Origin of the sequence: Streptosporangium sp. NPDC020145 (assembly GCF_040631275.1) — a bacterium.
GTDB lineage: Bacteria > Actinomycetota > Actinomycetes > Streptosporangiales > Streptosporangiaceae > Streptosporangium.
The window spans coordinates 95,461-107,908 of sequence record NZ_JBEXZT010000005.1 but is presented as its reverse complement, the minus strand read 5'-3'; the positions used below and the strand labels follow the sequence as shown (position 1 = coordinate 107,908).

Below are 12,448 nucleotides of genomic sequence, written 5' to 3'. Positions count from 1 at the left end.
GAACGGTCGGCTCAGGGCTGCCCGGCCAAACTGGAGCGTCCTGCGAACTACTCAGTGCTTGCCTGCGGGTTCAGGATGAAAAGCTCATTATTCGGCACAAGTAGCACACCAAATCAAACCTTGCAAAAATTCAAAGCACAGCCCGTTCTCCATTAAATCCATGGGCTGGTGAGGCCGAAGTTTCGGCCTCACCAGCCCATGGAACAACCTCAACCGTGAAGTCACGGATTACCGGTAAGAGATCTCTATTTCAAGGACGGGGCTCTTCGGCCTATCTAAAAGAGATACCTGGACATATCTTTCGTCCACGACCTTGCCAGCTTGTGCCACACAGGCCGAGCACTCGCCTTCCGACTTTTCGTCCATCTCCCACCCGTCTTTCTTAAACCTCCCAAGGATATCTCCTACCGACATTGAACGGTCAGCCTCGAAAGACAGATAAACCCCGCTGACACCCGAATCGCAGCTGTTGTTTTCTGAGATCGTTTCTGCAATATCTGGCGCCAGTAGCGCCAAAGTTGCGTCTTTCAGACTATTGGCATCCTTCTCAGCCTGAGCAACGCACCTCTTCTCGCGAGCGATGACATTGCGACCATCATCAGCACATCCGACAGCTAGCACGAATGCCAGAGCAACACAGATTGATACAGAGATAATTCTCGATGGCAAGGCTTACACCATCCTAAGAGATTACAGATTCCGATTACCAGAGCGTACCATCCTTATAGAGGCTTCTGGCAACATCGAAGAGCGACTGAGCGAAGAAGTAGTTCACCCCTCTTGGGGTTTGAACTCGTGCTACAAGTTCATCTTTATGCGCCTTCCCATACCTCCTCCCTACCTCATTGTTGTGAGGATCCCTAACTGAATCGCAGCGCCCATACCTACCTTTTCCTCCACAACCATCTGCAGGCCAGTGAGTCTCTTCGTGGATTTGACCGAACTCTGCGGCCTTTTTCTCTCCGATTACTATGGCCAGGACCGCCTGCCATATGAAGTGACGTACCGCATTCCTCTCCCCAGTCTCCTTTTTTATTCGGCTGTGAACATAGTTCCAGACTGTCTGAGTGATGTCTTTGGTAGCCTTGCATATGTTGAAGTTCTTAAAGCACCAATCTTTTTCTTTTGGCGTTGGATCAAGTCCGTTCTGCCCCCCTGAAGGGTCATCCAGCTTAGAAGAGGAAGAAACAAGAACTATTGAACTGATCGATAGTTTCCCATGCTGTTTTGCCGGATAAAGATTCAGCAATGCTGACCAGAGCCGCTCAAGTTCGGTTTTGTTCCAGTCGGCTATCTCATAGAGGAGCATGTAAGCTTTCCGCGCTTCCTCGGTTGCATTCCAGAAGCGTTCTGGCGCCGGCCTACCGTTCTCTGTAAAGCCTGCCCTCTCCCCTTCTTCCGCCGAGAAGAGCGGCGGTATCCAGCCCAGCCCATCGTTCTCCACATTGACACGTCCGCCCGGAGTGGTGGGTTCCGGAGCATACCCGGGAATGATCGATATAGATCCAGACTGCGGAGAGTAAGCATCCGGGTAAACAACACGGTCGGGTATCCCGGAGATGCCCCAAGAAGACGATGTATCCCGCGAGACGTGTCCGGTGGGGTCAACGTTGCTCAGGGGAGCGGCGTTACCGTAGGTGTAGCGGTTGGCCTGAACAGACGGGTCCGGGTTGAGGGTGGCGGTGTCGCGGGAGGTGAAGGCGCCGGTGCCGGGCTGGTACCAGCGGGCGTTCATGTTGACCTTGCCGGTGTCCGGGTCGGTGTACTCGCCCTGGTAGCCCAGCCCACGGGTGGCTCCGGAGCGCTGGATGACCTGCCCGAACGGGTCGTAGGCCGTCGAGTCCGCCAGTGCGGTGCCGGAGAAGGTCCCCACCAGGTCGCCGTGCAGGTCGGTCATCGCGCCCACGGCGGTGGTGCCGCCCTCCTGGAGGCCGAGCAGTCCGCCGAACGGGTCGCGGCCGTACTTGGCCTGGACGGCTCCGACGCTGTCGGTGACGGCGGCGATGTCGTTGGTCAGGCCGGAGTAGACGTAGCGCTGCTGGTCGGTGCCCTTGCTGCGGGAGACGACCCGGCCGAGGGCGTCGTAGCCGTAGGTGACGTCTCCGTCGGAGATGAGCCGGTCGAAGGCGTCGAAGCCCAGGTTGCGGGTGGCACCCGCCTTGGTCTCGGTCGCCGTCGTGCCGCGCGGGGTGTAGGTGTAGTCGGTGCCGTCCCCGGACAGGAGGCGGTTGCGTTCGTCGTAGGTGTAGGTCGTGGTACCGGCCTTGGTGCGGTTGCCCGCGTCGTCCCACTCGTAGTCGGTGACGGCGCCGCCGGGGGCGGTCCAGGAGGTCAGGCGGCCGGAGCGGTCGTAGGCGTAGGTGTTGGCGCCCGCCCCTGCGGTGCCGACGGTGGTCTTGCCGGTGAGGTTGTCGTCCTTGTCCCACCCGTAGGTGATCTTCGCCAGCTGGGTGCCGGAGCTGTTCTTCAAGGTGTGGGTGGCGACACGGTCGACGGCGTCGTAGGTGTAGGCCTGGCTGTTGACCGTCCCCGCGGAGGTCTGGCTGGTCAGCCGGTCGGCGTTGTCGTAGCCGTAGGTCCAGGTCCGGCCCGTCACCGGGTCGGAGGCGGTGGCCAGCCGGTTGGCGTTGTCCCAGGTGAAGGTCGCCGTGCCGGTCGGGTCCACCCGCTGGGTGGGGTTACCCAGGTTGTCGTAGGCGTAGGTGGCGACCTGGGTGCCCGCCTTGGAGACCTTGGTCAGCAGGCCGCGGTCGTTGTACTCCAGGGTGTAGTCACCGATCGTGGTCAGCCGGCCCGCCTGGTCGTAGACGGCGTCACGGTCGGGGGTGGTGACCGAGGCGCCGGTGCCGGCCTGCTTGGTGACCTGGTTCAGCGGGTCGAAGGTGCGGTCGATGCGCACTCCGCCCGGCTGGACGGTTGACACCGCGTTGCCGCTCGCGTCGTAGGCGGTGGTCCAGGTGCGGTCAGCGGCATTGGGGTGGGCGGTGGTGGACGGCTCGATCACCGACTCGGCCAGGCCCAGGCTGTTGTAGGTGGTCCAGGTGGCGTTGCCCCGCCCATCGGTCAGGCGGGTACGGGCGCCCGCGGCGTCGTAGCCGAACGTGGTGGTGATCGTCTTGGTGGCGGAGACCGGCTCGACCAGCGAGGTCAACCTGCCTGCCGCGTCGAAGGCGCGGGTGGTGACATGTCCCTCGCCGGAGGTCGTGCTGGTCGCGTTACCGGCCGGGTCGTAACCGGCGCTGACGGTGCGAACCGTGGCGCCGGTGCCGTCCAGGTCCTTCACGTCGGTCTTGCGGCCGGCCAGGTCGTAGACGGCCTCGGTGGCGTTGCCCAGCGGGTCGGTGACCTTGGTCTGGCGGCCCTGGATGTCGTAGGCGAACGTCGTGGAGTGACTCAACGGGTCGGAACTCGCGGTGACCTCTCCGGCGGCGTTGACCGTGAAGGTGGTGGTCTTGTTGCCCGGCGCCACGGACTTGGTGAGGTTACCGGCGTTGTCGTAGGTCAGCTTGGTGGTGTAGGACGCGGTGGTCGGGACACGCTCGATCTGCGTCTGGGTGATCTTCCGCCCCAGGTCGTCGTAGGTGGCCTCTCCCCGCGCCCCGGTCGGGCTCACCGTGGCGAGTTGCTCGCCCAGCAGGTCGAACTCCGACACCCACACCCCGCCCGGCCCGGACGGCCCCGGGTCGGTCTGGCGCACCGGGCGTCCCAGCGCGTCATAGTCGGTCTTGGTGACATACCCTCGTGGATCGGTCGCCTGGGTACGGCGGCCCGCCGCGTCGTAGACGAAACTCACCGTCGGGGTGACCGCGCTGCCGCCCGGCGGGGTGTAGGACGGCGAGGTCGTCGAGGTCAGGCGGCCCGCCTTGTCGAAGGCCGAGGTGACGGTACGGCCCTCGGCGTCCACGCTGTGGGTGACCTCGCCCGCGGTGTTGTAGCCGGACGTGGTCGTCGGCCTGCCGTTGACGGCGGCCGCGCCGTTCTTCTCGATCGCCACCTGCGGCGCCTTGGTCTCCACCAGTTGCCCGACGATGTCGTAGCGCATCGTGGTGGTGAAGTCCGCCGCGGTGGCCCCGGAGACGTTACCCCGCGGATCGGTCCGCGACGTCAGCAGGCCACGGTCGTCGTAGGTGCTGGTGGTGACCAGGTCGTCGGCGCCGTTCTCCACCGTCTGCCGGGTCACCTGGTTCAGGGTGTTGTAGACGTAGTCGGTGGACTCGGTGCGGGTGGTCCCGGCGCCGGTGAAGGTCTCGTTCGTGACGTTGCCGGCCGCGTCGTAGGTGAAGGCGGTCTTGCGCTTGAGGGAGGCCGGGTCAAGCGTGGTGGAGGTCGTACGGCCCGCGGCGTCGTAGACGGTCTCGACGGTGGTCTTGCCGCCTCCGGTGATCTTCTTGGTGAGGTTTCCCGCAGCGTCGTAGGTGTTGTCCTCCAGCACCACGTCCACGGGGGTCGTGGAGCCGTTCAACCGCACGTCGTCGGCGATCACCTGCGACAGGCGGTTGTCGGTGAAGTAGGTGTAGGAGGTCTTGCGGCCCATCGCGTCGACCTTGGCGCCCAGCCGCCCGGCCGGGTCGTAGGTGTAGGACTCCAGCACCTTGTCCTGCGGGACCTGCGGGCTGACCGGGCTTCCGGTCCAGTCCTTCAGCGTCTTCGTGGCCAGTTCACCGCGGTTGGTGTAGCCGAACGTGGTCACCGTACCCATCGGATCGGTCGCCGAGACCCGAGCGCCGACGTTGTCCCAGGCCGAGCGGGACACACCGCCCTCAGGGTCGGTAAGTGTCTCGGCACGGCCGTTCGTGTCGTAGGTGTAGGTGGTGGTACGTGCCGGATCCCCGCCGGTCAGGTCGGACAGGGTCTCGGTGAGCTTGTTGCCGTCGGCGTCGTAGGTGAAGGTCACCTTGGCGGTGTGGGTGACGTCGGTGACCTCGTTCTTCACCCCGGCCCCGGTCTGGGTGAGCACCCGGCCGAGCCCGTCGTAGGTGAACGTCGTGGTCACCCCCGCCGGGTTGGCCGTGGAGATCTCCTTACGGGTGAGCGCCCGGCCGAGCGCGTCGTAGGTGAACGCGACGACCAGGCCGGACGGGCTGGTCTGCTCGGCCAGGTCCCCGGCCGCGGTGTAGCGGTAGGTCGTCTCGTTGTTCCTGGCGTCCTTGCTCGATTTCAGCAGCCCCGCCGGGGTGAGACCTCCGCCGACTGCCGCCTCGGTGCCGTCGGTGTAGGTATGGGTCACCGACCGGCCGCCGGGGAAGTCCGGCGTCGCCGGGGTGGTCATCTTCGCCAGTTCACCGTAGGTGGTGTATTCGGTGGTGGTGGCGTAGGTGTTGTCCGTGGCGCCGGTCGAGCGGGCGTCCCGAGCGGTGATCACGCGATCGTTGCGCGGGTCGAACTCGTCACTCGTGTTGCGGTAGTAGGAACGGTAGGCCGTCTGGCAGTTCCCCGCCGCCCGGCAGGTCGTGACCGCGGTGACGTTGCCCCGGGCGTCGTTGGCCTGTTTGACGGTGTTGCCGTTGGGGTCGGTGACCTTGGCCAGGAAGCCGCCGGTGTCGTAGTCGTAGCCTGTCTTCTTGCCCAGCTGATCGATCCGTGACGCCAGACGGTAGCCGCGCCAGGCGTCGTGGGCGTACTTCAGGGTGTGGTTCTTCGGGTCGGTCACCGTGACCGTGGAAAGGCCTGTCGCCTGGTCGTAGACGGGCTCGCTGAGCGTCCACTTGCCGCCGTGCTGGTCGGTGTGGGTCTTGAGCCGGTCGGTTGCGGTGTCGTAGGTGTTTTGCGCCCACACCCTCCCCGAGGGAAGGGTGATCTTCTCCAGAAGGTGCGGGGCCGCGACCCTGGCGGCGTAGTGGCCGGTGATCTGGCCGGAGCTCAGCGCCTTGTCGTAGATCGCGACCTCGTCCACCTCTCCTTCGAAGTTGAAGGTGCTGTAGACGTATGAGCCGGGCGACGGAGCGCCGGGCCAGTCGCTGAGGAACTGGCCGGTGCCGACCCGGGCGTATTCCAGCCACATCTTGGGGTCGGGCTGCGATCCGGTTCGCGTCGCGACCTGCTGGCCGTCCAGGTAGAGCGTTTCGGTGGGGCCGTCGCCGGTGATGACCACGTGATGCCACTGTCCGTTGTTGACGGCGGTGCCGGTGGTCATGACGTTCGAGGCCGTCGCCCCGCGATACAGCTGGCCGCGCAGTTTGCCGTCCGTGCCGACGTACAGCAGAGCGGGAATCGGCTCCTCGTCGGGGCTTCCTCCTGAGTAGCCGGAACGGCCGCGCGTGTCCGCAGCTGACATCAGCACACCCGAGCCGGTGGTCTTGAACCACATTTCGGCGGACATCCTGACGTGGCGTGAGGCCAGGGCGTTACGGGGCAGCCGGATGTAGGTGCTGCCGTCCCAGGAGGGCCCGTCCAGCAGAACGGCCGTGTCCGTGGTGCCCGCCAGCGGGCCGGAACGGCTCCGTTTCGTCACGCCGTCGTAGATCGCGGTTCCGGAGATCCCGGTGAGATCACGCGCGGCCTCGGTGGCCGGGGGCGTGCAGACGGCCGCCGTGGGGTCGTAGACACATGATTGCGGCTGCTGCCAGCCTGACCCGGTGCCGCTTTCCCCCAGACGCCAGTATCCGACCGGGTCGGAGTCCAGCACCCGGTCCTTGTACAGCGAGCCGCTGGTGTAGGTGTAGGTCGTGCAGTTGGGCGCCTGGAGCGGGGAGCACACCTGGGTGAGTTTGTCGCCGCTGTAGGTGTAGGTCCAGGTGAGGGGGGCGCCGTTCACCGGGTCCGTGGAGACGGACGCGACGTGCGCGCCGCTGAAGGTGAAGGTCAGTGATCGGCCGCCCGGGGCGGTCACCTCGGCCAGTTTGCCGTCGGTTCCGTACACCAGGTTCTGGTCACGCCCCCGGCTGTCGGTGACCTTCAGCAGGCGGCCCTGAGCGTCGAAGAGGTAGACGGTCGACGACTTGTCCATCAGTCGCCAGCCGCCGCCGGTGACCTCCGCGAGCGTCGCGTACGTCCCCGGAGGCGGCTGGAAGGTGCCGTCCCCCTTGGCGATGAAGCGCAGCACCTGTCCTTGCGGGTAGGTCACCAGGAGGGTCGGCGCGCCGTTGCCTGTCTCGGGCTGGATCCGCATGTCCCAGCGGGTGCTCCAGCCCGCACCGAAGATTCCGTTCGGGCGGGGGTCGAGGCTGTTGTAGGAGCGCGTCACCGTCAGTTCGGCCCCTACGGAGGAGACCTGCGCGTCGGTGACGGTCGTGGTGTGGTTTCCCGGCAGCTGGTGGAACTCCTGGCCGTTGGCTCCGTAGGTTCCCAGCAGCGACGCCACGACGGGCTGGCGGACCCCGGTCACGAAGCAGCTGGACTCCCAGTCCACGATGCCGTCGTAGTAACGGGCGCCGAATTCCACGCAGTACTGCTTGCCCCACTGCAGGACTCCCGAGGGCATCGGCCAGCTTCCCTCATCGATCCACCCGGACTCGGCGCACAGACTTTCCCAGTTGTCCATGTCGCAGTGAACGGAAAAGGAGTAGTCCGCCGCGATTCCCCCGCTGTAGGGGCCGTAAATGCGTGCGCTGGCGGTCATGAGCGGAGTGAGGGTCTCCACCAGGGATTCGTCCTGCGGGTAGACGTTCATGGTTCGAACGCATGGCTCGGCGTTACATCCGCCGGCCGCCATCAGCTTGGCGTTGTCGTTTGTTCGCCTTTTGGTTTCCTTCGCGCGCTGGGCCGCCTTCGAAGGCACCCGGAAACGCGGGGCGCGGCCGCTCTTCTCGAAACCCCTGACATCCATGTCCAGGGCTTTCCTGGGAGGGGCGGCGTTCTTGGCGGCCGGTCCCGGTTTGGCGGTGGTGGTCGTGGCCGCCGTCGCCACCAGCGACGGCAGACCGGCCGCCGTACCCGAAAGCTGAACCGGTGTCACCGGAGGAGCGGAACCCGCCTCGAAGGAGTCGGCAGCGGCCGCATCATAACGAAAGGTTCGAACATCCGGTATGAGCAACGCCACAAGGGCGAAACCCACTCCGAGCATCAATCGAGCTGAATTCGGCCATGACAAAGTACGGCGCATACGCCGTCACCCTCCGGACCATCAATAGGCAGCCCAAAAACCCGCCCCACCAGATCCCAAGCTCGCATAAGGGACAAGGTTGGCGGTTCAGAGCATGCGTCTCGTTAGACCATCAGAAGGTACACATACATCAACAGAACCCGCAAGATCCGCATAAAAAGGAAATAAGGTGATCACCTACACGACATAAGGAAATATCAGATTTCCACATACATGATCACCCAGAGTAATATTTCACCCTCTGGCAAGAAGCCATGGAAACGGTCGGCCCCGAGCACGGAGAGCAGCGCCGATTCCCGTTAAAACGAAGAGCGAAACCCGAATTCCGGTGAATCCTGTGTTTCACGACCGCGAATCCCAGGCCGTCACTCACGGGCCAGGGATCTCAGACCGTTCACCCGCTGGATCAACATGGAATGAGCCGGGCCGGAAGACACCAGGCCGAGGGCGGGGAGCCGGAGGGCCCGCGGCCTCGGGGTCGTGTGGACCTTCACGAGCATGGAGGCGAGCAGGGCGGGGCGGCCCAGTTGTACGGCGGCACCCCGGTCGGCCGCCATTTCCCGGTAACGGCTGAGCGGTCGCAGCGGAAGCCGGGCCAGGGCGATGAGGACACCGGCCACCGCGATGGGCAGCCCCGTCTCGAACAGTTCGCCGAGGCCGCGGCCGGCCCAGGCCAGTGCGATGGCGAACGAGCCGGCCAGGGTCGTCACCGCGACGTCACGGTGACGGATGTGCGCGATCTCGTGGGCCAGCGCCGCGGCGAGTTCGTCGGGTTCCAGGACGCGCAGCAGCCCACTGGTGACGATCAGGGTGGTGTGCCTGCGGGAACGGCCGACGGTGAAGGCGTTGGGGACGGGGTCGAGGCTGATTGCGACACGGGGTTTGGGCAGTCCGCTGAGCGCGCAGAGGCGGTCGAGCGCCGCGTGCAGTTCGGGCTCGCGCTCGGCGTCGACGAACCTGGCCCCCGCGACCCGCCGGGCGAGCCGCTCCGTGCCGAACCACTGCAGCGCGACGGTCAGCGCGGTCAGTACGGCGACGACGGGCGAGGGAACCCCGCACCGCAGGGCGACGGCCACCGGGATCGCGTAGAGCGCACCGAGCAACGCCAGCGAGACGAACATCCGGACGTACAGGCCGCGCATGCCTCTCCTTCCAGCCACGTCGACGTAGCCGGAAGGTCTCCCCTGGTCCGCGCGGACCCTGCCTGACCGGGCATTGGCCGTACTGACGACCAGGCAGCGTGAGGGTACTCCCCTTCCCCGTTCAGAAGATTGTCCCGACAATCCGCCTTCGAGACAACTCCTTCCGTGAACGACCTCGCTTTTCGAGAGCAGGCCCTGCCCTTTGAGAAACCCTGGAAAGCCCTACGGGAACCGCTCAGGGAAAATTCCTTCGGAACCGCCTCTTGAAACAGCCGAATGCTTCCGGAACAGCCAGAGCCCTTAGTGAGCACCCCATCACCCTCAGAAACGGTCTCCCCTTGGCGAGAAACGTGCCCGGCGGGAACAGTCCTGAAGAACGAAGAAAGGGCGGGTGAGACCCGTGAAGGTCTCACCCGCCCTTTCCGCAGGTGTTACTTGGCGATCAGGGAGCGCAGGACGTACTGCATGATGCCGCCGTGGCGGTAGTAGTCGGCCTCTCCGGGCGTGTCGATGCGCACGACCGCCTGGAACTCCTTGCCGTCCGCCCTGACCGTCACGGTCCGCGGGATTCCGCCGCCGTTGAGCTCCTCGACACCGACGATGTCGAAGGTCTCCTCACCGGTCAGGCCCAGCGAGTCGACCGTCTCGCCCTCGGGGAACTGCAGCGGAAGCACACCCATGCCGATGAGGTTGGAGCGGTGGATGCGCTCGTAGGACTCGGCGATGACGGCGCGGACGCCGAGCAGCGCGGTGCCCTTGGCCGCCCAGTCACGCGAGGAGCCCGAGCCGTACTCCTTGCCCGCCAGGACGACGAGCGGGACGCCGGCGGCCTGGTAGTTGACCGAGGCGTCGTAGATGAAGGACTGCGGGCCGCCCTCGACGGTGAAGTCACGGGTGTAGCCGCCCTCGACGCCGTTCAGCAGCAGGTTCTTCAGCCGGATGTTGGCGAAGGTGCCGCGGATCATCACCTCGTGGTTGCCGCGGCGGGAGCCGTAGGAGTTGAAGTCCTTGACCTCGACGCCGTTGGCCTTGAGGTAGTCGGCGGCCGGGGTGCCGACCTTGATGGAGCCCGCCGGGGAGATGTGGTCGGTGGTGACCGAGTCGCCCAGCTTGGCCAGGACCTTGGCGCCCGTGATGTCGGTGACGGGGTCCGGCTCCTGCGGCATGCCGTCGAAGTAGGGGGCCTTGCGGACGTAGGTCGAGGCCGGGTCCCACTCGAAGGTGTCGCCGGTCGGGATCGGCAGTGACTGCCAGGCCTCGTCGCCCTTGAACACGTCGGCGTAGTCACGCAGGAACATGTCCTGGTCGATGGAGGAGGCCACGACCGCGGAGACGTCCTCGGGCGAGGGCCAGATGTCGGCGAGGAAGACGGGCTCGCCGTCCACGCCGGTGCCCAGCGGCTCGTTGTTCAGGTCGATGTCCATGGTGCCCGCGAGGGCGTAGGCGACGACCAGCGGCGGCGAGGCCAGGTAGTTCATCTTGACGTCGGGGTTGATGCGACCCTCGAAGTTGCGGTTGCCGGACAGCACCGCGGTGACCGCCAGGTCGTTGGCCTGGATGGCGGCGGAGATCTCCTCCTGCAGCGGGCCGGAGTTGCCGATGCAGGTGGTGCACCCGTAGCCGACCAGGTTGAACCCGATCTTGTCGAGGTACGGCTGCAGCCCGGAGCGCTCGAAGTAGCCGGTCACGACCTGGGAGCCGGGGGCCAGGGAGGTCTTCACCCACGGCTTGCGGGTCAGGCCCTTGTCCACCGCGTTCTTCGCCAGCAGGGCGGCGCCCATCATGACGTACGGGTTGGAGGTGTTGGTGCAGCTGGTGATGGCCGCGATCGTGACGACGCCGTGGTCGATCTCGAAGCTCGTGCCGTCGGACAGGGTGACCTCGACGGGCCGGTGCGGACGCTCGCCGTTGAGCCCGGCGGCGTGCGGCTTGTCGCCGTTGCCGTCGTGGCCGACCGCCGGGGAGTCGGAGGCGGGGAAGGACTCGGCGGAGGCCTCGTCGACCGGCCCCTGGATGCTGGGGGCGTAGTCCTTGACGGCCGCCCGCCAGGCCCGCTTGGCGTCGGACAGCGCGATGCGGTCCTGCGGGCGCTTGGGACCGGCGATCGACGGGACGACCGTGGCCAGGTCGAGCTCGATGTACTCGGAGAAGACCGGCTCGGGGGCGGACGGGTCGAGCCACAGGCCCTGGGCCTTGGCGTAGGCCTCGACCAGCGCGACCTGCTCCTCGGAGCGGCCGGTGAGCCGCAGGTAGCTGACCGTCTCGCCGTCGATCGGGAAGATGGCGCAGGTCGAGCCGAACTCGGGGCTCATGTTGCCGATGGTGGCGCGGTTGGCCAGCGGCACGCTGGAGACGCCCTCGCCGTAGAACTCGACGAACTTGCCGACGACGCCGTGCTTGCGCAGCATCTCGGTGATCGTGAGGACCAGGTCGGTCGCGGTGGCGCCCGCGGGGAGCTTGCCGGTGAGCTTGAAGCCGACCACGCGCGGGATGAGCATGGAGATCGGCTGGCCGAGCATCGCGGCCTCGGCCTCGATGCCGCCGACGCCCCAGCCGAGAACGCCGATGCCGTTCTCCATGGTGGTGTGGGAGTCGGTGCCGACGCAGGTGTCCGGGTAGGCCTTGCCGTCGCGGATCATCACGACGCGGGCGAGGTGCTCGATGTTCACCTGGTGCACGATGCCGGTGCCCGGCGGGACGACCTTGAACTCGTCGAAGGCGGTCTGGCCCCAGCGCAGGAACTGGTAGCGCTCGCGGTTGCGCTCGTACTCCCGGTCCACGTTGCGCTGGAAGGAGTCGGGGCCGCCGAAGAAGTCGACGATCACGGAGTGGTCGATGACCATCTCCGCGGGGGCCAGCGGGTTGATCCTGGCGGCGTCGCCGCCGAGCTCGCGCACGGCCTCGCGCATGGTGGCCAGGTCCACGACGCAGGGCACACCGGTGAAGTCCTGCATGATCACGCGGGCCGGGGTGAACTGGATCTCCACGCTGGGCGCGGCGGACGGGTCCCACTGGCCGAGGGCCTGGATGTGGTCGGCGGTGATGTTGGCGCCGTCCTCGGTGCGGAGCAGGTTCTCCAAGAGGATCTTCAGGCTGTACGGGAGGCGCCCCGACCCCTCGACGGCGTCCAGCCGGTAGATCTCGTATTCCGCGTCTCCGACGCGGAGCGTGTCACGGCTGCCGAAGCTGTTCGCGGACACGGTTCGCCTCCCTTGTCACCCTGTGTTGTCTGAAGCACCCACACGAAAAGGGCGCAACTGAATCC

4 protein-coding genes are annotated in these 12,448 nt (G+C 65.9%); all 4 read right to left on the bottom strand.

Features of this window, described 5'->3' with window-relative positions; all coding sequences use genetic code 11:
* Window positions 1–228: 228 nt before the first annotated feature.
* Window positions 229–621: a hypothetical protein gene (locus ABZ463_RS11445; RefSeq protein WP_362775500.1), complete on the bottom strand. Its 393-nt coding sequence runs from the start codon at window positions 619–621 to the stop codon at window positions 229–231.
* Between the two features lie 82 nt (window positions 622–703).
* Window positions 704–7,609: a LamG-like jellyroll fold domain-containing protein gene (locus ABZ463_RS11440; RefSeq protein WP_362775498.1), complete on the bottom strand. Its 6,906-nt coding sequence runs from the start codon at window positions 7,607–7,609 to the stop codon at window positions 704–706.
* A 797-nt stretch (window positions 7,610–8,406) separates the two neighbouring features.
* On the bottom strand, window positions 8,407–9,183 hold the full coding sequence (locus ABZ463_RS11435) for a M48 family metalloprotease (RefSeq protein WP_362775496.1): 777 nt from the start codon (window positions 9,181–9,183) through the stop codon (window positions 8,407–8,409).
* A gap of 431 nt (window positions 9,184–9,614) precedes the next feature.
* Window positions 9,615–12,383 (bottom strand): aconitate hydratase AcnA, encoded by a 2,769-nt coding sequence (gene acnA, locus ABZ463_RS11430; RefSeq protein WP_362775494.1) that lies wholly within the window; start codon window positions 12,381–12,383, stop codon window positions 9,615–9,617.
* Window positions 12,384–12,448 lie beyond the last annotated feature (65 nt).